Source organism: Bacillus sp. AFS018417 (assembly GCF_002560985.1).
In the GTDB taxonomy this organism is placed as follows: Bacteria; Bacillota; Bacilli; order Bacillales; family Bacillaceae_G; genus Bacillus_A; species Bacillus_A rhizoplanae.
Genome location: NZ_NTTM01000032.1, coordinates 118188 through 141743 on the forward strand (window position 1 = coordinate 118188; position 23556 = coordinate 141743).

General features: G+C 35.4%; 24 protein-coding genes and 2 pseudogenes. 24 read left to right on the forward strand and 2 right to left on the reverse strand.

Going from position 1 to position 23556, the window contains the following annotated elements:
• Positions 1 to 81: 81 nt before the first annotated feature.
• The 3 genes and pseudogenes from CN326_RS25575 to CN326_RS14665 all read left to right on the forward strand — a co-directional run.
• Positions 82 to 483, forward strand: a pseudogene (locus tag CN326_RS25575) (LytS/YhcK type 5TM receptor domain-containing protein); the annotation flags it as partial.
• Positions 481 to 1335 (forward strand): annotated as a pseudogene (locus CN326_RS14660) (ATP-binding protein); the annotation flags it as partial. The pseudogenes CN326_RS25575 and CN326_RS14660, both read left to right, overlap by 3 nt.
• Positions 1336 to 1369: 34 nt before the next feature.
• A complete protein-coding gene (locus tag CN326_RS14665) occupies positions 1370 to 1957 on the forward strand; it encodes a DinB family protein (protein ID WP_098309744.1) in 588 nt (195 codons plus the stop codon).
• A gap of 236 nt (positions 1958 to 2193) precedes the next feature.
• Here CN326_RS14665 and CN326_RS14670 read toward each other — a convergent pair whose 3' ends face one another.
• The gene (locus CN326_RS14670) at positions 2194 to 3543 is read right to left on the reverse strand and encodes an APC family permease (RefSeq protein ID WP_098309745.1); all 1350 of its coding nucleotides are present in this window, start codon (positions 3541 to 3543) and stop codon (positions 2194 to 2196) included.
• A 503-nt stretch (positions 3544 to 4046) separates the two neighbouring features.
• Between CN326_RS14670 and ald the strand changes: the two genes are divergently transcribed.
• The 21 genes from ald to modB all read left to right on the forward strand — a co-directional run bounded on the left by ald (position 4047) and on the right by modB (position 22610).
• Positions 4047 to 5159: an alanine dehydrogenase gene (ald, locus tag CN326_RS14675; protein WP_098309746.1), complete on the forward strand. Its 1113-nt coding sequence runs from the start codon at positions 4047 to 4049 to the stop codon at positions 5157 to 5159.
• Positions 5156 to 6154 carry a bifunctional threonine ammonia-lyase/L-serine ammonia-lyase TdcB gene (gene tdcB, locus CN326_RS14680; protein WP_098309747.1) on the forward strand — a complete coding sequence of 333 codons (999 nt, stop codon included), beginning with the start codon at positions 5156 to 5158 and terminating at the stop codon, positions 6152 to 6154. Before ald ends, tdcB begins: the two co-directional genes overlap by 4 nt.
• A 353-nt stretch (positions 6155 to 6507) precedes the next feature.
• The gene (locus tag CN326_RS14685; RefSeq protein WP_098309748.1) at positions 6508 to 7227 is read left to right on the forward strand and encodes a YebC/PmpR family DNA-binding transcriptional regulator; all 720 of its coding nucleotides are present in this window, start codon (positions 6508 to 6510) and stop codon (positions 7225 to 7227) included.
• 511 nt (positions 7228 to 7738) lie between these two features.
• On the forward strand, positions 7739 to 7930 hold the full coding sequence (locus CN326_RS14690; RefSeq protein ID WP_098309749.1) for a hypothetical protein: 192 nt from the start codon (positions 7739 to 7741) through the stop codon (positions 7928 to 7930).
• Positions 7899 to 10838, forward strand: coding sequence for a formate dehydrogenase subunit alpha (gene fdhF, locus CN326_RS14695; RefSeq protein ID WP_098309750.1), 2940 nt, complete (start codon positions 7899 to 7901; stop codon positions 10836 to 10838). The genes CN326_RS14690 and fdhF overlap by 32 nt, the downstream gene beginning before the upstream one ends.
• A 15-nt stretch (positions 10839 to 10853) precedes the next feature.
• Positions 10854 to 11336: a helical membrane plugin domain-containing protein gene (locus tag CN326_RS14700; protein ID WP_098309751.1), complete on the forward strand. Its 483-nt coding sequence runs from the start codon at positions 10854 to 10856 to the stop codon at positions 11334 to 11336.
• 179 nt (positions 11337 to 11515) lie between these two features.
• On the forward strand, positions 11516 to 11860 hold the full coding sequence (locus tag CN326_RS14705) for a Na-translocating system protein MpsC family protein (protein WP_002168730.1): 345 nt from the start codon (positions 11516 to 11518) through the stop codon (positions 11858 to 11860).
• A 16-nt stretch (positions 11861 to 11876) separates the two neighbouring features.
• The gene (gene fdhD, locus CN326_RS14710) at positions 11877 to 12674 is read left to right on the forward strand and encodes a formate dehydrogenase accessory sulfurtransferase FdhD (protein WP_098309752.1); all 798 of its coding nucleotides are present in this window, start codon (positions 11877 to 11879) and stop codon (positions 12672 to 12674) included.
• A gap of 66 nt (positions 12675 to 12740) precedes the next feature.
• The gene (gene moaA / locus CN326_RS14715; RefSeq protein ID WP_098309753.1) at positions 12741 to 13757 is read left to right on the forward strand and encodes a GTP 3',8-cyclase MoaA; all 1017 of its coding nucleotides are present in this window, start codon (positions 12741 to 12743) and stop codon (positions 13755 to 13757) included.
• 260 nt (positions 13758 to 14017) lie between these two features.
• Entirely contained in the window at positions 14018 to 14800 is a 783-nt protein-coding gene (locus tag CN326_RS14720; protein ID WP_098309754.1) for a formate channel, read from the forward strand.
• Between the two features lie 85 nt (positions 14801 to 14885).
• Complete coding sequence (locus CN326_RS14725) at positions 14886 to 15902, forward strand: molybdopterin-synthase adenylyltransferase MoeB (RefSeq protein ID WP_098309755.1); 1017 nt, start codon at positions 14886 to 14888, stop codon at positions 15900 to 15902.
• Between the two features lie 20 nt (positions 15903 to 15922).
• Positions 15923 to 17209, forward strand: a complete 1287-nt coding sequence (locus CN326_RS14730; protein ID WP_098309776.1) for a molybdopterin molybdotransferase MoeA — start codon at positions 15923 to 15925, stop codon at positions 17207 to 17209.
• A 32-nt stretch (positions 17210 to 17241) separates the two neighbouring features.
• Positions 17242 to 17706: a molybdenum cofactor biosynthesis protein MoaE gene (locus CN326_RS14735; protein WP_098309756.1), complete on the forward strand. Its 465-nt coding sequence runs from the start codon at positions 17242 to 17244 to the stop codon at positions 17704 to 17706.
• Between the two features lie 4 nt (positions 17707 to 17710).
• Positions 17711 to 17947 carry a molybdopterin converting factor subunit 1 gene (gene moaD / locus CN326_RS14740; RefSeq protein WP_098309757.1) on the forward strand — a complete coding sequence of 79 codons (237 nt, stop codon included), beginning with the start codon at positions 17711 to 17713 and terminating at the stop codon, positions 17945 to 17947.
• A gap of 71 nt (positions 17948 to 18018) precedes the next feature.
• Positions 18019 to 18504, forward strand: coding sequence for a cyclic pyranopterin monophosphate synthase MoaC (gene moaC / locus CN326_RS14745; protein ID WP_098309758.1), 486 nt, complete (start codon positions 18019 to 18021; stop codon positions 18502 to 18504).
• Positions 18505 to 18697: 193 nt separating this feature from the next.
• Positions 18698 to 19747 carry a P-loop NTPase gene (locus tag CN326_RS14750; RefSeq protein WP_098309759.1) on the forward strand — a complete coding sequence of 350 codons (1050 nt, stop codon included), beginning with the start codon at positions 18698 to 18700 and terminating at the stop codon, positions 19745 to 19747.
• A gap of 136 nt (positions 19748 to 19883) precedes the next feature.
• Positions 19884 to 20411: a molybdopterin-guanine dinucleotide biosynthesis protein B gene (gene mobB / locus CN326_RS14755; RefSeq protein WP_098309760.1), complete on the forward strand. Its 528-nt coding sequence runs from the start codon at positions 19884 to 19886 to the stop codon at positions 20409 to 20411.
• The gene (locus CN326_RS14760; RefSeq protein WP_098309761.1) at positions 20404 to 20625 is read left to right on the forward strand and encodes a group-specific protein; all 222 of its coding nucleotides are present in this window, start codon (positions 20404 to 20406) and stop codon (positions 20623 to 20625) included. The genes mobB and CN326_RS14760 overlap by 8 nt, the downstream gene beginning before the upstream one ends.
• Before the next feature lie 67 nt (positions 20626 to 20692).
• Positions 20693 to 21058, forward strand: a complete 366-nt coding sequence (locus CN326_RS14765) for a hypothetical protein (protein ID WP_098309762.1) — start codon at positions 20693 to 20695, stop codon at positions 21056 to 21058.
• Between the two features lie 67 nt (positions 21059 to 21125).
• Positions 21126 to 21944, forward strand: coding sequence for a molybdate ABC transporter substrate-binding protein (gene modA / locus CN326_RS14770; RefSeq protein WP_483295647.1), 819 nt, complete (start codon positions 21126 to 21128; stop codon positions 21942 to 21944).
• Positions 21945 to 21953: 9 nt separating this feature from the next.
• A complete protein-coding gene (gene modB / locus CN326_RS14775; RefSeq protein ID WP_098309764.1) occupies positions 21954 to 22610 on the forward strand; it encodes a molybdate ABC transporter permease subunit in 657 nt (218 codons plus the stop codon).
• A gap of 253 nt (positions 22611 to 22863) precedes the next feature.
• On the opposite strand, the gene CN326_RS14780 is transcribed toward modB, so the two are convergent.
• Positions 22864 to 23340 carry a hypothetical protein gene (locus tag CN326_RS14780; protein ID WP_098309765.1) on the reverse strand — a complete coding sequence of 159 codons (477 nt, stop codon included), beginning with the start codon at positions 23338 to 23340 and terminating at the stop codon, positions 22864 to 22866.
• Between the last annotated feature and the right edge of the window lie 216 nt (positions 23341 to 23556).

Genomic DNA, 23556 nt, shown 5'->3' on the forward strand with positions numbered 1-23556 from the left:
AAGCAGTAAAAAAGCACTTGAAAGAGTGCTTTTTTACCTTTTCTTTCACTTTTTTTACAAAGAATTAGGGAGGGATAAAACATGTGGATCTCTACACTACTATTAAATGCATTTATTATTATAATTTGTATCCTTAGTTATCAAGTGTTTTGGTTAGACAAAACTGAAAAAAAAGCACGCAACAATATATTAATTTCTTTTCTTGCATCCATTGCAATTATTCTTTGTATGACCTTCCCAATTCATTTTCACGCTGGGTATATTTATGATTTGCGCTTTATTCCTATTCTTTTAGTTTTACTATATGGAAACACAGGAAGTATAATTTTTATTAGTATTGTATATTTTTCGTATAGATTTTACTTAGGTGGAACTGGCTTTTTTTCATCAGTTATTATATATGGTATTTTTATAATTACTATTACAATATTTCATCATTTTCTCCGCATTCATTTCGAAAGAAAAAAAACAGTATTCAACATACTACTTATTTTAATTTGTACCAGTTTTCTCTCAGTTTTTGCTGTAATAAATCAAATTGAAATAATTGGTAAAATACAATTTGATTTTATTAAATTATTAGCTAATTATATAATAATTAATATTTTCACAGGATTATTATCTATTTATTTGGTAGAAGGAATGGTAGAAAAGTTTAAGATGAAAGAAAAAATTCAAAGAGCAGAGAAATTTTGTCTAATTAGTGAGTTAGCTGCATCTATTGCACATGAAATCAACAACCCAATCACTACTGTATACGGATTCGCTCAATTACTTCATAGAAGTGAAACCTTAAAAGCATCTCAAGATAACTACTTGGAAATTATGTTAGTCGAACTAGAAAAAGTACAGTGCATTATTAATAATTATTTATCTTTAACAAAACCACAAAATATAATAAAAGAATCGATAAATATTAAGCAACTTTTTCATCAAGTGAAAAATAGTATTTTACCACTTGCACTCTCACATAATGTTGAAATAAAAAGCAATATCACGAATTCTATATACATAAATGCTAATCCGGAAAAATTAAAACAATGTTTAATTAACATTGCACAAAACGGAATTGAAGCTATGCAAAATGGTGGAGTATTACAAATTAATATACAAAAAATAAAAAATAATATTGTAATTGATATTATTGATTCAGGAATAGGAATGTCTTGTCAAGAAATTAAAAGAATTGCCATGCCATTTTATTCAACTAAAGAAAAAGGAACCGGACTTGGCACTATGGTCGCTTATAGCATCATTAAAGAATTAAACGGAGATATAGAAATAAAGAGTAAAAAAGGAAAAGGAACACATTTTTCTATCATTATACCTTGCTAATAATTCTTATGAAATAAAATGGGGGAGTTAATAGATGAAATCGGAAAGTATGACACACCATTTTCAAACATTAAGACAGCAACGACATTGTTTTTTTCAAAAAATACAATTTATCTCAAATGATAAACTATGGAATCAAAAAGAAGGAAAATGGTCTATTGGCGAGCACATATACCATCTATATTTAATTTTAAGAATGGTTAAAGTTGCAACAAAATTTTCTTTTGTTCTTATTCCGTATGCAAAAATGAGAAGAAAGAAAGCATTTGCTAATCAAATACATGATATTTATGCAGAATATAAAGAGAAACATGGAAGAGGGATGAAAGCGCCTTTCATTTTAGTGCCACCGAAAAAAGTGCTTCATACCATGGATAAAGAAGAGTTAAAGAGATTGCTGTTAAATGAAACGGATAAATTGAAAGAGTTAGTTATAAATATTGAAGAAGACATTGCTGGACATATTGTATTTTTGGATCCAATGGCCAACTATCCTAACTTGATTCAGGCTATTCAACTTTTAGCAATACATGAAGAGCACCATTATAAAATTATCGAAAAATACTATAGCGACATGATTAATGAATCTGGTGCTGAAGATAAGAAAAAGGTACAATTTTGAAATGTTCCCCAAGAAGCAACATAAGTGACGCACGTGTATGACGTCAATTGCGAAAGTAAATTTTTTTACACCAGCTTTTTAAATTGCTTTAGAAAAATGATTGTGCACATAACTTGGATTGAGAGGATTACTTTTTTTATTTGTTGTAAAATATATAAAACAGCATGACATTTTACTGCCATGCTGTTTTGTATGTTTTTTAACTGTATATCTCTAAATATTTTTCTAGACGATTTCTAGTCATTATTTTTAACTTGAACGTGCTTGTTCCGCATTGCAAAGTAAATCGGAAGTCCTAAAGCGGTTAAGCCTATACCACATAATGCTAGCAACGTTTGTGTGAAAAGAGTATTAATAACGATAAATGATCCGCCGATAATAGATATTAACGGTATAATGGGATATAGAGGTACTTTGTAAGGACGCACAAGTTCTGGTTCTCTTTTACGCAAAATGAATACTGCTATAAATGTCATTGTATAGAATATCCATATAACAAACACTAACATATCGGTTAATGTATTAAATCCACCGATCACCATCATGATGATAGAAACGCATAAGATAAATAGTCCAGAATTATAAGGAATTCGACTATTGTTAGATAATGTTGCAAACCATTTACTAAAAGGCAGTTTGTTTTCTAATGCCATTGCATAAGGAATACGCATTCCTGTCATGATATATCCATTGATTGTTCCAAATACGGAAATTAAAATACCGATTGTAACTAATTTTCCTCCCATTGCTCCAAACAGAATTGTCGCTACTTCAGATGCAGGTGTATCAGTTCCTGCAAGCGCTGTTGCAGACATAACCATAAGGAAAGCAATATTAATAAGTAAGTAAACAACCATAACAGTAGATAATCCGATTACGATTGCTTTAGGTAAGTCTTTTTTAGGATTTTTCATTTCCCCAGCGATATTTCCTACATGAATCCATCCATCATAAGCAAACATTGTTGCAAGTAAGCCAGATCCAAGCGCAGAGATAAGTGATTTACCTGGTCCTGCTTCAACTGGAAACAGTTGTAGAGTTACGTCGCCTTTGTGGAATAATCCAAAAATAATAAGCAATGCTAAAGGCAGTAGTTTACATATAGTTGATACAGTTTGAATTCCTCCGGCTGCTTTCGCGCCTAAGAAGTTCATCAAGGTTACGAATGTTGCGGTAACAACAGCAATTCCAATAATCATCATTTTATGTTCATTCGCATTTAATCCAAATAAACTAACTGCTTGTGTTCCGAAAATAATAGCAAGTGCGGCAATATTAGCTGGAAAGTAAATGACTGTTTGTGCCCAGCCCAGTAGGAAAGCAGTCAAGTTTCCATAAGTACGCTTTAAATATGCCATCATTCCACCTGTTTCAGGAATAGCTGCCGATAGTTCAGCAGCAGTTAAACCTGCGCAAACAGTTAGTATTCCACCGATTACCCATGCGAGTAATCCTAAACTCGCTGTTCCGGTTACACTGTATAATGCAGTAGGCTTAAAAAATACACCTGCTCCAATAACGGTACCAATAACAGTGGTTAATGCTGCAAAGAAGCCAATTTCTTTTTTTAGTTGTGTTTGTGACATAATAATCACTCCTGTTTGGAAAAATACATACAATCTCTGATGAATTCATTTTTATTTCAATTTTAATAGTATATCCTCTCATTTTTTTAATAGTGCTTTATGAAAATTTAAATTCGTTTGTGATATAATTCACAATTTTATAGAAATTAATACAAAGTATTTCTATGTCTATATGTGAAAGAATTCACAAAAATAATTAAAAAAATAAAATTGCATTTCATTTGAATTCATAAGAGATGTTATTCGTGACAAAGTCTAGCATACCTTGAAAACGGATTCAATGCTTATTTGAACGAAAAAAATTATTTTAAAATAAAAGAAAACATTTTGTGAACTATTTCACAAAATGTTGACTCATTATTTTTTAGAGTGCTATCTTGTAAGTGTAAACAGCCGATTCAAACAAAAAAGGAAATATAGAAACGTTTAATATATTTCGCAAATTTATTTGAATCGTATAACAAATAATGTAATTTATATTACATTAAAAAGGATGTGTCAGCATGAAAATTGGCGTAGTAAAAGAAATTAAAAAAGGTGAAGCACGTGTTGGGATGACACCAGAAAATGCTCAGAAATTAATTAAAGCTGGACATGAAGTCTTAGTCGAAAAAGACGCTGGTGTAGGATCAGGTTATACAAATGAAGAATATACAAATGCAGGTGCTACTTTAGTAAATCAAGAACAAGCCTGGGATGTTGATATGGTTGTAAAAGTAAAAGAACCTTTAGCGGAGGAATATAAATATTTTAAGAAAGATTTAATTGTTTGGGGATTTTTACATCTAGCAGCTTCAAAAGAATGTGTTGAAGCGATGGGAAAGGCGGGAACAACCGCAATTGCTGGAGAAACAATTAGTGAAAATGGAGTTTTAACGTTATTAAAACCGATGAGTGCCATTGCTGGACGCCGGGCAGTATTTATGGGAGCTTATTATTTAGAAAAACAACATCAGGGAGAAGGTATTTTATTATCAGGAATAGATGGTATTCCTGCTGGTAATGTTGTCATTTTAGGCGGAGGCAATGCGGCAATTAATGCTTGTGATATGGCTGTTGGAATTGGTTGTCGTGTAACGATTTTAGAATTAAATAAAACACGGATTACTTATTTACAAGAAAAATATGCAAATGCTCCAGTTGAAATCATGGAATCTAATACTGAAAACTTAGAGAAAACAATTAAAAATGCAGACTTATTTATTTCAACCATTTTAATTCCAGGTTCTAGACCACCAAAAATTGTGAAAGAGTATATGGTTCAGTCTATGAAACCGGGAAGTGTTATTGTTGATATTGCAATCGATCAAGGCGGGACAGTTGAAACGATTGATCACTATACAACACATAATGATCCTATATTTATTAAACACGATGTCATACACTATGCTGTGCCAAATATGCCTGGAGCGACTCCACGTACTTCTACTATGGCATTAGCGAATGGAAATATTGATTATTTATTAGCGATTGCTAACAATGGTTTAGAAGAGACAATCCAAAACAAACCTGCATTAGCATATGGTATCAATATTTATAAAGGAACCATTACTTATGAGAATTTAGGAACAACGTTAGGGTTAGATTATAAACAATTGAAAGAAGTGTTAATATGATTACTAAAACTTTACCACTAACCATTGTTGATATAAAAAAAGCTAAACAAGTTCTTGATAGAAATGCTCGTAAAACACCGCTTGTTAAATCGTTTTATTTAACAAGCAAAACAGGTGGGGAAATATATTTAAAATTAGAAAATATGCAATTAACAGGATCATTTAAATTTCGCGGGGCGTTTAATAAAATTTCTAATTTAACAGATGAAGAAAAAGCTCGTGGAGTTATTGCTTGTTCAGCTGGAAATCATGCACAAGGTGTTGCACTATCTTCACACTTACTTGGAATTAAAAGTAAAATTGTGATGCCAACTTCTGCTCCAAAGGCGAAAGTTGAAGCAACGAAAGGATATGGTTCAGAAGTTATTTTATATGGTGATACGTTTGATGATGCAAAAGCAAAATGTGAAGAAATTATAAAAGAAACGGGAGAAACATATTTACATCCATATGATGATGTAGAAGTAATGGCAGGTCAAGGAACAATTGGCTTGGACATTCTTGATGATATGTGGGATGTTGATACAGTACTTGTACCGATTGGCGGCGGCGGAATTATTGCTGGAATCGCGGTAGCACTTAAATCTTTTAATCCGTCTATCAATATAATTGGTGTTCAAGCTGATAATGTTCATGGAATGAAAGCTTCGTATGATAAAGGCGAAATCGTAGAGCACTATGAAGCACCTACTATAGCTGATGGGTGCGCAGTAAAAATTCCAGGAACCTTAACTTTTAAAATTGTGAGAGAGTTAGTAGATGATATTGTAACTGTATCAGAAGAAGAATTAGAAGTAGCTATGAAAGATTTATTACAACGTGGAAAAGCTGTTGTAGAAGGTGCGGGAGCACTAGCGACAGCTGCTCTCCTTGCAGGTAAAGTTGATCCATATATAAAAGGGAAAAAAGTAGCAGCGATTATATCTGGTGGAAATGTTGATTTAACTCGTATTTCTAGTGTTTGTGAGCATTTCTTTGCGAATGAAGTAAAGTAGTGGTACGAAAATTGTAAAATACCAAATGAGACTGAACGATAGGTTCATAGAATACGAGAAGAGCTAAGAGATAGAACCTCTTAGCTCTTCTTCGTAAAAGGGGCATCAATTGTAATAGCTCAATATTTTTACATCAACGGATGAGAACTATCTGTCTTTCTTTGATTATTAAACTTGTAATGAGGTATAATACAATATAGTGAATAAATGCGACTTCTTCAATTCATATTGTTTGTCAGTAATGTGAAATATAAAGAACTTTTTATATTTAGTTTGAAAAAGTGTTGAAGAAGCAGCATATTTCATATTACTATTTTTATGTAGATTCAAAGCTGAAAGAGAGTGAAACAAGTATGGGCCGTAAATGGAACAATATTAAAGACAAAAAAGCGTCAAAGGATGCAAATACAAGTCGTATCTATGCAAAATTTGGACGTGAAATTTATGTAGCAGCAAAACAAGGTGAACCAGATCCAGAATCCAATCAGACTTTAAGAGTGGTACTTGAGCGTGCAAAAACGTACAGCGTACCGAAAACAATTATTGACCGTGCGATTGAAAAAGCAAAAGGTGGTTCAGAAGAAAGCTATGACGAACTTCGTTATGAAGGCTTTGGACCAAATGGATCAATGGTAATTGTAGATACATTAACAAATAACGTAAATCGTACTGCAGCAGATGTGCGTGCTGCGTTTAGTAAAAACGCTGGTAACATGGGAGTAAACGGATCAGTAGCGTATATGTTTGATGCAACAGCTGTAATTGGTCTTGAAGGCAAAACAGCAGATGAAGCACTTGAACTTTTAATGGAAGCAGATGTAGATGTGCGTGATATTTTAGAAGAAGAGGAAGCAGTTATCGTTTATGCAGAACCGGATCAGTTCCATGCGGTGCAAGAAGTATTTAAAAATGCTGGTATAACGGAATTTACAGTTGCAGAACTAACAATGCTTGCGCAAAATGAAGTAACACTTCCAGAAGATGCACAAGTGAAATTTGAGAAAATGATTGATGCATTAGAAGATTTAGAAGATGTTCAGCAAGTGTACCACAATGTTGATTTAGGTGAATAATATAGGAAAGCAGACCTTTGTTTTGTAACAAAGGTCTGTTTTTTTAGAGTGTTCATTGAAATTTAAAGGCTCTTTTCGGATAGATTGTTGTTTTTTTGCGATAAAAATAAGACTTCAGATTAAATCCAGTTCTTAGGTATTTATGAACGCTTTCTTCGTATGGCTGTTCAAGAATAATAAAGGTGTTTAAAAAATAATAAAGTTATTTAAAAGATAATAAAATAGCATTGCACATTGATTTTGATATAAAACAATGTGTGATATGAAGTATAACTTTGCATAAAATGCAGATCTATGCTTTCTTTCTCCTATGTTGAAACGGATGGAGGCTGCAAAGTTAATTAACCAAAAGCTCAGCAGCATGCGGTGCAATTATGCTTGTCAACGCATGGCTTCGTGATTAAACGAATATATCCAAAAAGTATTAAGTACTGTGACTTTTTTATGATTTTTATATTGTGTATTTTTTGATTAAACGCTATAATTACAGTGTTAAAGATGGAAACGTGATATGACCTGTTACGACTCTATCATTTTATTTACAAATAAATGGATTGGTATTTTAGCAAGATGTGCTAATAAACTACTCCACCATGATGATAACGTACCAAAAATGTGGTGCGTATATTTTCGTGGTGGAGTTTTTTTATTCTCAAAAAGGGGGAGTAACCATGAACGACAGCATGGTTCATATTACAATTGACGGAAAAGAATATAGTGCTGAGTCTGGTTCAACTATACTAGGCATTATTAATGAGAACGGAATTGAACATCCACAAATTTGTTACGTGCCGGAAGTGGATCCGATTCAAACGTGTGATACTTGTATTGTAGAAGTGAATGGGAAGCTTGTGCGATCTTGTTCTACAGTAGTAAAGGACGGTATGAATATTGAATTATCCTCTATTAGTGCGAAGGCAGCGCAACATGAGGCGATGGACCGCTTATTAGAAAATCATTTACTTTACTGTACGGTTTGTGACAACAATAACGGGAATTGTAAATTGCATAATACGGCAGAATTAATGGAAATTGAGCATCAAAAATATCCTTACGAACCAAAAGTTGATGTAAATAAAGTTGATATATCCCATCCATTTTACCGCTATGATCCGAATCAATGTATCGCGTGCGGTCAATGTGTAGAGGTGTGTCAAAACTTACAAGTAAATGAAACGTTATCTATTGATTGGGAGGCAGAGCGCCCGCGTGTTATTTGGGATGAAGGAGTGGATATTAACGATTCTTCATGTGTAAGCTGCGGTCAATGTGTAACAATTTGTCCTTGTAATGCATTAATGGAGAAATCGATGCTCGGTGAAGCTGGATTTATGACAGGGTTAAAACCAGATATTCTCGAGCCTATGGTTGATCTTATTAAAGAGGTGGAACCTGGATATAGCGGTATTTTCGCTGTGTCAGAAGTAGAAGCTGCGATGCGCGACACTCGTACGAAGAAGACGAAAACAGTATGTACGTTTTGCGGTGTAGGTTGTTCATTTGAAGTATGGACGAAAGGGCGCAAAATTTTAAAGGTGCAACCAACTTCTGAGGCACCAGTTAATGCAATTTCTACTTGTGTAAAAGGAAAATTCGGTTGGGATTTCGTTAATTCTGATAAACGAATTACGAAACCGTTAATTCGTAAAAATGGAGTGTTCGTTGAATCAACTTGGGAAGAAGCGCTTCATGTAGTTGCCTATAAATTGGGATCTATTAAAGAGGAGTATGGTAAAGGTTCTATCGGCTTTATTTCTTCTTCTAAAATTACGAATGAAGACAACTATGTCATTCAAAAATTAGCGCGACAAGTGTTTGAAACGAACAACATTGATAACTGCTCACGCTATTGTCAATCGCCAGCAACAGATGGATTGTTCCGGACAATTGGTATGGGAGGAGATGCAGGAACGATTAAAGATATTGCACAATCAGGTCTCGTTATTATCGTCGGTTGTAATCCAACAGAAGGTCACCCAGTATTAGCAACTCGTGTGAAACGTGCGCATAAACTTCACGGTCAAAAACTAATTGTTGCGGATCTTCGTAAAACTGAAATGGCAGAGCGTTCAGATATCTTTATCAGTCCAAAGCAAGGAACAGACCAAGTATGGTTAATGGCTGTTACGAAATATATGATTGATCAAGGTTGGCATGATCAACAGTTCATCGACGAGAATGTAAACTTCTTTGAAGATTTCAAAGATAGTCTTGCAGAATATACGCTTGAATATGCAGAAGAGATTACAGGCATTTCAAAAGAAACTCTCGTTCAAATGGCGAAGATGATTCGTGATGCAGATGGTACTTGTATTCTTTGGGGAATGGGTGTAACTCAAAATACTGGTGGTTCAGATACTTCCGCTGCAATTTCAAACTTACTTCTTGCAACGGGAAATTATCGCCGTCCAGGTGCTGGCGCATACCCGCTTCGAGGTCATAATAACGTGCAAGGTGCTTGTGATATGGGAACTCTCCCAGGTTGGCTTCCAGGATATCAGCACGTGACTGACGACGTAGAACGTGCGAAATTTGAAATGGCTTACGGGGTAAAAATTGAGAACAAACCAGGTCTAAATAACATTGAAATGCTTCACGCAATTGAAGAGGGAAAAATGAAAGCCATGTATCTTGTTGGAGAGGATATGGCTCTTGTAGACTCTAACGCAAATCATGTACATGAAGTTCTATCAAGCCTTGAATTCTTTGTCGTTCAAGATGTGTTCCTTTCTAAAACGGCTCAATACGCAGATGTAGTATTACCAGCAGCGCCATCTCTTGAAAAAGAAGGGACTTTTACAAATACAGAGCGTCGTGTACAAAGATTATATCAAGTACTTCCAACGCTAGGAGATGCGAAACCAGACTGGTGGATTGTACAACAGGTTGCCAATAAATTAGGCGCAAACTGGAACTATAATCATCCAAGTGAAATCTTTGCTGAAATGGCTAGTTTATCACCACTTTTCGCACACGCAAATTATGAAGTGCTTGAAGGGTGGAACAGTTTCCATTGGGGAAGCTTTGATGGAACGAATACGCCTCTTCTTTTCAAAGATGGATTTAACTTCCCAGACAAAAAAGCTCGTTTTGCAATAGCTGATTGGGTACGTCCTGCTGAATTCCCAGCGGAATACGATCTTCACATTAATAATGGTCGTATGCTTGAACATTTCCATGAAGGTAACATGACGAATAAATCAAATGGTATTCAAGCTAAAGTACCTGGTGTTTTCGTTGAAGTTTCTCCAGAACTTGCACAAGAACGTGGAGTTAAAACTGGTTCGTTAGTACGCCTTGTTTCTCCTTTTGGAGCACTTAAATTACGTGCACTTGTAACGGATCGTGTAAAAGCGAATGAGCTTTATTTACCGATGAACTCGACAGATAACGAAACGGCGATTAATTTCTTAACTGGTCCAGCTGTCGATCAACGTACAAATACGCCTGCATATAAACAAACGAAAGTTCGTATGGAAGTGTTACAAGTAGAAGGTGAAAATCCGATGCCAAAAACGAACCCACGTAACAAAAAGCGTCACCCTCAAAATGGGATTGAGGTAAATCGTAAGTGGGCTCGTCCAGGATACGTACACTTAACGGATAACTAGGGAGGAGAAAAGAATATGGCAGCACCTATTAAAGCTATTCAAAAGAATGAGCTAACTGAGGAAGAACAAAAACAACAAAAGCTAGAAGATTTAAAGCTACTCTTAGTTGATAATGAAGAAGCTTTAAATCAAATGTTTAATATAGTAGGTGAACTGAATGATATTGGGATGCTGGAAGCTGCAAATTCTATGCTTAAAGCGAAAGAACCAATCGCAAAAATTGTTTTAGGTCAAGTCACTCGTGAACCGGTTACAAATTTAATAAATAATATGATGGGCGCTGCAGGAGCTTTAACAGAACTTGATCCGGAACTTACTAAAAAGCTTATCGGCAGTGTATTAACAGGTATGGATGAAGGGAATCAGCATCTGCAAAGTAATAAAAAAGTAGGAATATTAGATTTGATGAAAGTACTTAAAGATCCAGATATTAACCGTGCTATTGGATTTGGTCTTCATTTCTTAAAAGGTATGGGTAAAGGGTTAAAAGACGAATAGGTAAACAACAATAATAGTATTTCATACGTTGTATGCATGTTGAGGTAATTCGAAAAGATGAACCTTTTCGTCTCATTATTTGCGTGAATAGTTCAGACGAAAAGGTCATTTTGGTAGAATAGTTATGATGAAACAATATGTGAAAAGTTATTGTTGATGAACAGGGGAGGAATGAGAGTATGTCAAAAATGGTACATGAATTTAATGATATGATACGAAAGCTTCGAAAGGATTTGTTTGGTAAAGGGCCGGAACGAATTCATACTGTATTTGCTGAGAATATGGCTATTGCCACACTTTATGGGAATTTGACACCTACTGAGAAATTTATTTCGGGAACTATGGATGGTGCGGAAATGGTTCATATGGCTAGAACGAAAATGATTCAGGAGGTTTATGCTGTTAATTCTCGTGAACATTTGGAGGAACTTGTTGGGGCGAAATTAGTTCACCTGTTTTCGGATATGAAAGTGGACGAAGATATTGCAGTTTCAGTGTTTGTCTTTGATAAAAATATAACGTGAGAGAAGGATACTGATCGTGAAATCGATACAGGTGGAACGGGAAATTTTCCGTTATGAGCAAGGGGAGTTTAAACATATAGAGGACAGCATTGTAACAGAGTTTCCAGTTACAGTTAAAATTAACGGACAGGAATTTGTTACAATGGTTAGTACTCCAGAATATATTGAAGATATGGTAATAGGCTTTTTAGCATCTGAAGGTATTATCCGAAAGTATAAAGATATTGATGAAATATGGGTACAGGATAAAGAAGGATATGTACATGTAAAAACGACAAAAATCAATCCTTATTATCGTGACATCCAAAATAAACGTTATATTACTTCATGCTGTGGAATGAGTAGACAAGGATTTGTTTTCGCAAACGATGCGCTGACTGCGAAGAAGATGAATGATATTCGCGTAAAAATCTCTGCCCAAGATTGTTTTCGGTTAATGAATGATATGCAGCAATCTGCGTTCACTTTTCAGCATACGGGCGGGGTTCATAATGCAGCCTTATGTGATGTGAATGGGATTGTTTTAAGTCGAATGGATATAGGAAGACATAATGCTTTAGATAAAATTTACGGCTATTGTTTAAAAAATAACATTTCTATTGGTGATAAAATTATTGTTTTTAGTGGCCGTATATCGTCTGAAATCCTATTGAAAGTCGCAAAAATTGGATGCGAAGTAATATTGTCAAAATCCGCTCCAACTGAGTTAGCATTGCAGCTAGCAGAACAGTTAGGTATTACTACAATAGGATTTATTCGTAATCAATCTTTAAATGTATATACTCATCCAGAGCGGGTTGTAAATATTAAATAAATGCAAACTGGCTAACAAATAAAACTTGTACGGAATTATAAAATATGCAGAAGTGAGGCAATAAACATGAAATCTGTCACATTAGACAAATTGCACCGTCCTTTAAGGGATTTACGTATTTCCGTTACCGATCGCTGTAATTTTCGCTGTCGATATTGTATGCCGGAGGAAATATTTGGTCCTGATTATTCTTTTTTGTCTAATGATAAAATTTTATCTTTTGATGAAATTGAAAGGATAACACGTATTTTCGTTTCTTTAGGTGTAAGAAAGTTGCGTATTACTGGGGGAGAGCCTTTACTTCGGAAAAATCTTCCTGAGCTAATCGAGCGACTCAACAAAATCGATGGAGTAGAGGATATTGGTTTAACTACAAATGGGTCCTTACTCAAGAAGTTTGCTGGTGATTTATATAAGGCGGGTTTATCACGTGTGACAGTTAGTTTGGATTCTTTGGAAGAAGAGCGCTTTGCTTATTTGAATGGTAATAGAAGTAAAGTAAAAACGGTTCTTGGAGGAATACAGGCTGCAGCGGAAGTCGGGATGAAAATCAAAATGAACATGGTTGTCCAAAAAGGAAAAAATGAACAGGACATCATTCAGATGGCGCAATATTTTAAAGAGAATAAGCATATTCTTCGATTTATTGAATATATGGATGTCGGGAATTTTAATGGCTGGAAATTAGACGAAGTAATCTCTAAACAAGAGATATTAGAGACTATTCATAAAGTTATGCCGCTTGAACGAATTGAAGCAAACTATCCTGGGGAAGTGGCCACTCGCTATCGTTATATCGGTAGTGACGAGGAAATAGGAATTATTTCATCTGTAACAGATTCTTTTTGTTCATCTTGTACAAGAGCTCGTATTTCCGCAGAAGGAAAGCTATATACTTGTTTGTTTGCTTCCAAAGGAAATGATCTTAGAGAATTACTTCGTTCTGGGTATACCGATGAGGAGATTACCGATGTTATTCGTGACATTTGGAATAATCGTTCAGATCGCTATTCAGATGAACGGTTGAGCAACACAAATAAAAAGACATTGCCAAAAATTGAAATGTCGCATATCGGTGGATGAGAAATAAATGATATGTTAGGAAAAATTCAAAACACTATGAAAGAAGGTTATTAGTAGATTCTTTTTGTTATAGCAGATAACGCTTGAATATACGAAGTGGAAAGTGTGCAAGTCCTGTAGATTTTCTATTTTATAGTAAAAGTGATGATTGATATCTCTGTAAGAGAAGTGCAGGGAGATTAAGCAGCATTCAAAAATCCTTACTATGTTAAGGGTTTCTTGAAGCTGTTTTTTTATTTGAGAAAATGGAGGAATTGGTTATGGCATTTCATAAACCGGAAAAAATCGCTGAGCTTGTGATTGAAGCCGGTGTTCAAAAGGTAAGGCAATCGCTATCCGCCATGCTTATTCTTGGTTTTTTAGGAGGAGCATTCATTTCGTTAGGGTTTTTGCTTAATATTCGAGTTCTTGGTAATTTACCGGAGCAATGGGGAAGTCTAGTAAATTTTTTGGGAGGAGCAGTTTTTCCTATAGGGCTTATGCTCGTTGTCCTGGCAGGAGGAGAATTAATTACGGGAAACATGATGTCAGTGTCCATGGCCTTGTATGCACGAAAAATCTCATTGAAAAGTGTGTTACATAATTGGGTCTGGATAACTTTAACTAATTTTGTTGGTGCACTTTTCGTAGCTTATTTTTTCGGTCACCTTGGCGGATTGACGGAGGGGGCATATTTAAATAAAACAGTAGCAATAGCTCAAGAGAAATTACATGAATCGTTTGGGAAAACATTAATTTCAGCAATCGGTTGTAACTGGCTTGTTTGTCTTGCAATTTGGTTGGCTCATGGAACTAACGATTTTGTTGGGAAAATTATCGGAATTTGGATTCCTATTATGACATTTGTGGTAATTGGATTTCAGCAAGTGGTAGCAAATATGTTTGTAATCTCAGCAGCTATTTTTGCGGGTCACCTTTCATGGATAGATCTTGCAGAGAATTTTGTTCCTGTTTTTATAGGAAATGTAATTGGTGGAGCTGGATTTGTTGGATTTGCTTACTTTTCTTGTTATCAGAAACAAAGTCATATAGAGAAAGAGTAAAAAAACAACCTCATATGAAGCAGATTTTTTTTATTAATGGGATGTTTTAGAACAAGAATTATTTAAAAGAAAGGAAGGCTTTCTAATGATAGAGCGGTATTCACGACAACAGTTGTTCACTCCTATTGGGAGTAAAGGACAAGAGAAGATTAGAAATAAGCATGTGTTGATTGTGGGGGCAGGTGCATTAGGAAGTGCAAGCGCAGAAGCGTTGGTTCGTGCAGGTATCGGAAAGTTAACGATCATTGATCGTGATTACGTAGAATGGAGTAATTTACAGCGACAACAACTTTACGTTGAACAAGATGCAACAGAAAAATTACCAAAAGCAATTGCAGCTCAGAATCGTTTAAAACAAATCAATTCAGAGGTACAAATTGATGCTTTAGTGATGGATGCAAGGATAGAGAATATGGAAGTTTTGTTAGGCGACGTCGATATAATCATTGATGCAACAGATAATTTTGATATTCGATTTGTGATAAATGATCTATCACAAAAATATGATATTCCCTGGATTTATGGTTCTTGTGTGGGGGGATATGGCATGAGCTATACCATTATTCCAAGGAAAACACCGTGCTTACATTGTGTACTTAAAAGTATTCCGGTTACAGGAGCGACGTGTGACACTGTTGGAATCATTAGTCCAGCTGTCCAAATGGTGGCAGCGTATCAAGTGGTGGAAGCATTCAAAATTCTAGTAGAAGATTTTTCAGCAATTAGAAACACCTTTTTAATGTTTGATATATGGAGTAATCAACACCATTCTGTCAAACTAGAAAAGATTAAAACGGACAATTGTCCTTCGTGCGGAACGCATAGAACTTATCCTTATTTATCTTATGAAAACCAAACAAAGACATCTGTTTTATGTGGGAGAAATACGGTTCAAATTAGACCCCCGCATAATAGTCGTTACAATTTTGACCATTTAGAAAAACAACTAAAAAAACATGGGAAAGTAGATCGAAACCCGTATTTGCTATCTTGCCAACTAGATGATTATCGTTTGGTCATGTTTCAGGATGGGCGTGTATTTATCCACGGGACAAATGAAATTCAAAAAGCGAAAAAAATATACTATCGTTTATTAGGGTAACAGAAGGAGTGAGGAAAATGATAGAAAAACGAATACCGATTGCAGTTGGAGAGGCCGTCCATAAAGTAATGGAATTTGCCAACCATGGTTTAAAAGAACTGGTACCACTTGAATTAGCATACGGACGTATATTAGCCGAGGATTTAGTAGCTGATCATGATGTTCCCTCCTTCGATCGTTCACCATATGATGGATTTGCTATTAGGGCAGAAGATACTGCCTGGGCAAGTTATGAGAATCCAACTATATTCGAAGTAATCGGCGAAATTGGGGCAGGTTCCATATTTCCTCAAGAGGTAGGGCCATTTCAAGCGGTTCGAATCATGACGGGGGCACAAATTCCGGAAGGATGTAACGCGGTTGTGATGCTGGAACTGACCCGTCAATATGAGGATGTCGGTAAAATCTATATGGAAGTGAAACGCTCATTCAAAAAAGGAGAAAATATTTCCTTTCAAGGTGAAGATACACGTAAAGGGACGATTCTTGCGAAGAGAGGAGTTTACATTAATCCAGGTATTTCAGCTCTCCTTGCTACATTTGGTTACAGCGAAGTGCCAGTTGCTAAAAAACCTATGATTGGAGTATTAGCGACTGGGAGTGAGCTTCTTGATGTAAATGAATCGCTAAAACCTGGGAAAATTCGAAATAGTAATACGTACATGATATTGTCCCAAATTCAAAGAGCGGGGGGAAGAGTGAAATACTTTGGGAAGTTTAGTGACGATTTTGATACGTGCTTCACAGCCGTAAAAGAAGCGTTAAGTCAAGTGGATATGTTAATTACAACCGGCGGTGTTTCGGTAGGGGATTATGATCATTTGCCAGCTATCTACGAAAAACTAGGGGCATCGGTTCTTTTTAACAAAGTAGCAATGCGGCCGGGCAGCGTGACTACCGTAGCACAATTAAATAAAAAATTATTATTTGGATTATCAGGTAATCCCTCTGCTTGTTATGTAGGCTTTGAGTTATTCGTAAGACCTAGCATTCGTACCTATATGTTTAGTGAAAAGCCACATTTAAAAAGAGAAAAAGCATTACTGGGAGAAAATTTTTTAAAACCTAATCCATTTACAAGATTTGTACGAGCAAAGCTCATATATAACGAAGGACAATTAATCGTCTATCCATCAGGATTTGATAAGTCTAGTGCGGTTTCTTCATTAGCAGAATCAAACGCATTTATCGTACTCCCAGGCGGTACAAGAGGATATAAAAAAGGGATGTTTGTAGATATTCTCTTATTAGAAGATAATCAAGGAAGTGAATGGCCTTGGAGCAATATTATTCCATCTTATAAATAATGGAGCTTTAAAACAAGAGGAGGATCATGTTGATGGGACAAGTATTATTTGAAATTGTAGATACTCCTATTTTAGTCGAAGAAGTAACGAATAAGGTAGCAAGAAGAGAAGCAGGTGCCATTACAACCTTTATTGGAACAGTAAGAGAATTGACAAAAGGAAAACGAACTTTACATCTAGAGTACCAAGCATACGAATCAATGGCAGTAAAAATGCTTACTCAAATTGGTGAAGAAATTAAGAAAAAGTGGCCGGATGCAAAAATAGCAATTACACACCGGGTGGGACGACTAGAAATAATGGATATTGCAGTTGTAATTGCAGTTTCGTCGCCACATCGTAAAGTGGCCTACGAAGCGAATGAATACGCAATTGAACGCATTAAGCAAATCGTCCCAATTTGGAAAAAAGAATTTTGGGAAGATGGAACAATGTGGATTGGAGATCAGCTCGAAAATACGCCATACCCGGAAGGGGAACCAAAGAAGGAAGAGTGAGAAGATGATTACAATTTTATTGTTCGCCAATTTGCGAGAGGAAATCGGCTCAGACCAATTATTAATAATAGAAAAAAAAGAGATAAGTGTTCATCAATTAAAAGAATGGCTCAAGGATAGCTACCGTTTACAATCTTTGGATCAAGTCATGACGGCTATCAACGAAGAATTTGCAATTGACGAGGATATTGTAAAAGATGGAGATACAGTTGCGTTTATCCCTCCTGTAAGTGGAGGATAATATTGTTTGGTTTTTGTCTTAAATATAGCATCTTTCAAAGTCATTTACGCAGTACATTAAGGAGAATAACTATGAATAATTTTTCACACTGGAACGTAGAGGGAAGGCCCAAAATGGTTGATATCTCTCAAAAGGATATTTCAATACGGACAGCTGTTGCACAGAGTACAATTTCTTTATCTGATGAATTATTTCAAGCTATTCAAAGTGGGGTACTGAAAAAAGGGGATCCACTTCAAGTAGGACAAGTTGCTGGAATTATGGGTGCTAAAAAAACAGCTGATGTAATTCCTATGTGTCATCCTATATTAATACAAGGAACAGACTTTACGTTCAATTATGAAAAGAAAATCGATGGATATGATTTAATTATACAAGCTACAGTAAAATGTAGTGGTAAAACAGGGGTGGAAATGGAGGCGTTAACCGCTGTATCTATCGCTGCTCTTACCTTTTATGATATGTGCAAAGCCGTTGATAAAAAAATGGTCATTAAAGAAACATATTTGGTTCAAAAAACGGGTGGTAAAAGCGGGGATTTTTTTCATAAATTGTAATGATTAGAATAGATGGAATGGTAATAATGGATTGTTATCATTTTATTTATGTTATAAATGGTTGGATTGGTATATTAGTAAGTATTGCTAGTAATCTATTCCACGATGAGTACACAAGCCTATTTCATTAGGATCGAGTACTCGTGGTGGTTTTTTTGTATACAAATTAAGGAGACAGGAAGGACTGAGATTTATGCTTACTCATGAACAAATTATGAAAGCTCTAAACCATGTTCAAGATCCAGAGTTGCACAAAAGTATCGTGGAATTAAACATGGTAAGAAATATTCAAATTGATGGTACACAGATTCAACTTGAAGTTGTTTTAACTATTCAAGGTTGTCCTTTAAAGGCAAAAATTCAACAAGATATTGAAGACTCTCTTCGAAACATTGGAGCCTCTAAGGTTTCTTTGGCCTTCGGCTCCATGACACTGGAAGAACGAGCTGCATTAACACAGACTTTAAAGAAAAATTCTAGAACGGAAACCGGCATGCCTAGTATGCTGCGACCTGATTCAGGTGTGCGCTTTATTGCTGTGACAAGTGGAAAAGGTGGAGTAGGGAAATCAACTGTCACAATTAACCTTGCTACTGCTTTAGCTCGTATGGGGAAAAAGGTTGGGATTTTAGATGCAGATATATATGGATTCAGTATCCCAGCTATGATGGAAGCTAATCAAAAGCCAACAATGATAGATCAGACAGCGATTCCGGTCGTTAGTCATGGCGTTAAAATCATGTCAATGGGATTTTTTACAGAGAGTAATAACCCAGTTATGTGGCGAGGACCAATGCTAAACAAATGGATTCAAAATTTCCTTGCTAACACTCACTGGGGAGAATTAGATTATCTTCTTCTTGATTTGCCTCCTGGTACAGGAGATGTTGCGATTGATGTGGCTGCGATGATTCCTCACGCGAAGGAAATTATAGTTACTACTCCTCATAATGTAGCTTCGTTTGTTGCTTCCAGAGTAGGGGTAATGGCAAAGCATACAAAACATGATATTTTAGGTATCGTTGAGAATATGGCATATTATGAGGAACAAGATGGTTCAAGGAACTATCTCTTTGGGAAAGGTGGCGGCGAAATGTTAGCAGAACAACTGCAAACAGAAGTGATAGCACAAATACCTTTTGCAAAGCCTGAAGAAAATGATGGTTCGTCCGTATATGACGAAGATTCTCTTGTTGGAGAGATGTTTACATCTTTAGCTCAAGATCTTATCTACAAAGGGTAATCTATCAGAAAAAAATAGTAGGAAATTTCTTTATGCTAATCTTCTAGTTAGCTAAAATAATTTTTCGTTTCTTATGAATGGAATCGGCGATTATTTCTTATGAAGATAAAACGAAAACAGAAATTTAAGGAAGTGAATGACCGTGGGAACAAATTGTCCCATCCTGCAGATTGTAGGATTCCAAAACAGTGGCAAAACAACGCTCACAGAAAAATTAATTTTTAGAGCTAGTAAAGACGGATTAAAGGCTGCATCAATCAAACATCATGGTCATGGAGGAACCCCAGATCATGAATTAAGCTCGAAAGACAGTATGCGTCATCATGTAGCAGGTGCTGTAGTTTCTAGTGTGGAAGGAGATGGAGTCTTACAGCTACGTGCTAAGTTTGATAATTGGAATCTCGAGGAAATGATTAAGCTATATCATTTTTTTTCTGTAGATGTCATTTTCGTAGAGGGATATAAGAAAAAGCCTTATCCCAAAGTTGTTTTAATCCGAGATGAGGACGATCTTTCATTACTTAATTCACTAATCAATGTCCGGTGTGTAATAAGTCATGTGAAATTGGATAGTAAGGAACTCAAGCATTATCAGGTTTTTCAGCTAGAAGATGATGATTTGTATATAGATTTTTTAAGGAGGGATTTTAATAGGAATGTGTAATGTAGATCATTCTTCTGAAGATGTAATCAATAAACTTGAAACTCAACAATGCTTTTTATCCGAATTTTTGGTTAAAGACTTACATGAATTTCTAAAGAGCAATCATTCACAGCAAATATTAAATGAACTATTTCACCTTTTAAAAAAGTACGACCTAGCATCTAAAGAAGAGCGGGAGAAAAGAAATGAACAGTTAATGTTACTTATAAGTTAATCAATAGAATTAATGGTAGTATTTAACTTGCGTTTTTTTAGTTAGCTTTTCGGAAAGGGTGAATCTCATGGATATCAAAAAGATGATAGATACAATAGAGACAAAAGGAATTGATGCAGAGTCATTTGTTCCTGAGCTACATGATAAACTGGTAAAACTCTATAATGAAAAAGATATTGAATGGTATATTGAGATTTTAAAAGATATGCTATCGTTGGCTGTTCATCTTAAATTTGATCTTGTTTTGAAATATTTTGGAGTACGCCCTATTGTTACTTCAGATGAACGAAAACAATTTCAGGAAATATTTAAGTGCCTGGCTACGAGGAATAATAATAAAGATTGGTTTTTGAATTTATTTGCTTTATATCTAGGATTAATCGTTGTTTTTCAATTTGATGCCAAAATTATTGAGAGAAACTTTTTTGGTTAGTGTAATCGTGAAACCTTATAATATGACATGTTATAACGAAAAGTAGGTGAAAGAAATGAAAAAGGGATTGAAAAGGTTACTTACAACAGTGTTCTTTTTGGTAGCCGCAATTGCGATTGTAGTTGGTTGTTCTGGTAATTTAGATACAAGCAGTAAGTCAAGTAATCAAAAAATTACTGGAGAGAAAAAAGAAAAAGTAGAGTTAACTATATCTGCTGCTACGAGCTTGCAAGACGCTCTTATAGAACTTCAAAAAACGTTTGAAAAAGATCACTCCAATATAAAGTTAAAGTTTAATTTTGGAGCTTCCGGAGCATTGCAACAACAAATTGCACAGGGAGCACCAGTAGATATATTTTTCTCAGCTGCAAAAGATAAATTTGATGCGTTAGTTAAGGATGGATTAATTTCTAAAGAAGATGGTGTTGATTTAGTTGGAAATGAGCTTGTGTTAGTCGTTCCTAAGGATACAGCTTCTGGTGTGAAAAGCTTTGGGGATTTAACAAAAAAAGAAGTTAAAAGGATTTCAATTGGAACGCCTGAATCAGTACCCGCTGGTCAGTACGCAAAAGAGTCGTTTAAAAGTACGAACATATGGACGGGCATTGAATCAAAGGTTGTATACGCAAAAGATGTACGTCAGGTTCTTTCATATGTAGAAACAGGAAATGTAGATGCTGGAGTTGTTTATAAAACAGATGCTCTTTCTTCGAATAAAGTAAACATTGTAGCAACAGCAGATAAACAAACTCACACACCTATCATTTATCCTGTTGGTATCATTAAGGATACGAAACATCGTACGGAAGCGATGGAGTTTTGCAAGTTTCTTCAAAGTAAATATGCTATAAAGACTTTAGAGAAATATGGTTTTACATCGAATTGAGGGGATTAAATGCTTCAAGAATTCCTAACACCGCTGCAATTGTCCTTTAAAGTCGCCATCATATCTGGACTCGTTGTTATTATTTTAGGAACTGTGGTGGGGCGAGTATTATCTCAAAAGTCATTTAAAGGAAAAGTAATAGTAGAAACTATCCTAATGCTTCCTCTAGTTCTCCCTCCTACTGTTGTGGGATTCTTTTTGATTATTATCTTTGGTAAGCAAAGTATACTTGGAAAAGTTATTGAATGGATTTTTAAGCAACCTATTATTTTTACATGGTGGGCAGCTGTTCTCGCGTCGATTGTTGTAGCCTTCCCACTTATGTATCAATCAGCAAAGACTGGCTTCCAAGGGATAGATCATGATATTGAAGATGCAGCTCGAGTGTGTGGGGCTAATGAATGGCAAGTCTTTTTCTTTATTTCTATCCCTTTATCTTTAAAAGCCATTGTCTCAGGAAGTATCTTAAGTTTTGCCAAGATTCTCGGTGAATTTGGCGCAACATTAATGTTTGCAGGTAATATTCCAGGAGAGACCCAGACGGTTCCAACAGCGATTTATCTAGCTATTGATTCTGGAAATATGAAGATGGCCTGGCTATGGGTTCTTTCAATTGTTTTACTTTCCTTTATTATGTTGTTCATTATGCAAGTAAAACAGAATTAATCAACTTTATTATTCGCTCAAAAACCCATTCTTATCACACAACTAGATTTTTAAACGACTTGAATAGCCTTTTGTCATTTACATAGACAGAAGGCTACTGTATTTTGGACGGCAAAATTAAATAGCTTTAATATTACTGTACAATGGCGATATTAATCTTCATCATGATTTCCAAGTCCAAATAATAACCCAAATAGATGCATAAGATAGAATCTGAAAATCAGCTTCATAAATATAAATATTTACTAAATTTCTATTTTTTGTGCACATTCGCACTTAGAACATTCTTGCATTTCCTAATTTTTTGTTTAATTTCCCGATTTTCAAAAAAATAAACCTCTGTACCTGCCCAAATAAAAACCCAACACACAATGCTTAATACTCCTGCAGTATAGGCATGAGTACTTGAAAGCTTCAAGTATATTACCCCAACAATAATCCCAATCACAAACAAAACAATAGCCTTTTTGACATTTCTAGCATATGTATATTCCTCTTCGTTCAAGAGGTTAGAAAAAGTGTTAAATGTGGCAGTCTTCAATGACTTTTCATCAAAATCATTCTGACCTAAAAAAAATATTTCTACTTCTTTTTTTTTGCCACTGTGTAGCTTTGACAAAAGAAAATCTTCAAGGTCAGAGCTTAGGTGAACATCATCAGAGCTATAATATCTTGAAAACGGAGTATCAGTTTCATCTAAATAGATATTTATACTTAATTCATCTTTCATGTTAACCCTCCTTTAACTCCAGTTTACTAGTTGAAAGTCAACTTTTTATCCCGCTATTCGCGGGCAGTAAGAACCCCACCTCAAGATTCAAAGAGAAACGAGGAAGATAGGTGGGGGGCAACTGCTGGCATGCGCCCGATTGGTTCAACTAACCATCAGTGGGGGATGAAAAAAACCCACTGATGGAAGTTTCACTTTATCAGTATGGTCAAGATA

Coding starts and splice junctions, on each gene's coding strand:
- CN326_RS14665 (WP_098309744.1), top strand. CDS start 1,370: ATGAAATCGGAAAGTATGACACACCATTTTCAAACATTAAGACAGCAA.
- CN326_RS14670 (WP_098309745.1), bottom strand. CDS start 3,543: ATGTCACAAACACAACTAAAAAAAGAAATTGGCTTCTTTGCAGCATTA.
- ald (WP_098309746.1), top strand. CDS start 4,047: ATGAAAATTGGCGTAGTAAAAGAAATTAAAAAAGGTGAAGCACGTGTT.
- tdcB (WP_098309747.1), top strand. CDS start 5,156: ATGATTACTAAAACTTTACCACTAACCATTGTTGATATAAAAAAAGCT.
- CN326_RS14685 (WP_098309748.1), top strand. CDS start 6,508: ATGGGCCGTAAATGGAACAATATTAAAGACAAAAAAGCGTCAAAGGAT.
- CN326_RS14690 (WP_098309749.1), top strand. CDS start 7,739: ATGACCTGTTACGACTCTATCATTTTATTTACAAATAAATGGATTGGT.
- fdhF (WP_098309750.1), top strand. CDS start 7,899: ATGAACGACAGCATGGTTCATATTACAATTGACGGAAAAGAATATAGT.
- CN326_RS14700 (WP_098309751.1), top strand. CDS start 10,854: ATGGCAGCACCTATTAAAGCTATTCAAAAGAATGAGCTAACTGAGGAA.
- CN326_RS14705 (WP_002168730.1), top strand. CDS start 11,516: ATGTCAAAAATGGTACATGAATTTAATGATATGATACGAAAGCTTCGA.
- moaA (WP_098309753.1), top strand. CDS start 12,741: ATGAAATCTGTCACATTAGACAAATTGCACCGTCCTTTAAGGGATTTA.
- CN326_RS14720 (WP_098309754.1), top strand. CDS start 14,018: ATGGCATTTCATAAACCGGAAAAAATCGCTGAGCTTGTGATTGAAGCC.
- CN326_RS14725 (WP_098309755.1), top strand. CDS start 14,886: ATGATAGAGCGGTATTCACGACAACAGTTGTTCACTCCTATTGGGAGT.
- CN326_RS14735 (WP_098309756.1), top strand. CDS start 17,242: ATGGGACAAGTATTATTTGAAATTGTAGATACTCCTATTTTAGTCGAA.
- moaD (WP_098309757.1), top strand. CDS start 17,711: ATGATTACAATTTTATTGTTCGCCAATTTGCGAGAGGAAATCGGCTCA.
- moaC (WP_098309758.1), top strand. CDS start 18,019: ATGAATAATTTTTCACACTGGAACGTAGAGGGAAGGCCCAAAATGGTT.
- CN326_RS14750 (WP_098309759.1), top strand. CDS start 18,698: ATGCTTACTCATGAACAAATTATGAAAGCTCTAAACCATGTTCAAGAT.
- mobB (WP_098309760.1), top strand. CDS start 19,884: ATGACCGTGGGAACAAATTGTCCCATCCTGCAGATTGTAGGATTCCAA.
- CN326_RS14760 (WP_098309761.1), top strand. CDS start 20,404: ATGTGTAATGTAGATCATTCTTCTGAAGATGTAATCAATAAACTTGAA.
- CN326_RS14765 (WP_098309762.1), top strand. CDS start 20,693: ATGGATATCAAAAAGATGATAGATACAATAGAGACAAAAGGAATTGAT.
- modB (WP_098309764.1), top strand. CDS start 21,954: ATGCTTCAAGAATTCCTAACACCGCTGCAATTGTCCTTTAAAGTCGCC.
- CN326_RS14780 (WP_098309765.1), bottom strand. CDS start 23,340: ATGAAAGATGAATTAAGTATAAATATCTATTTAGATGAAACTGATACT.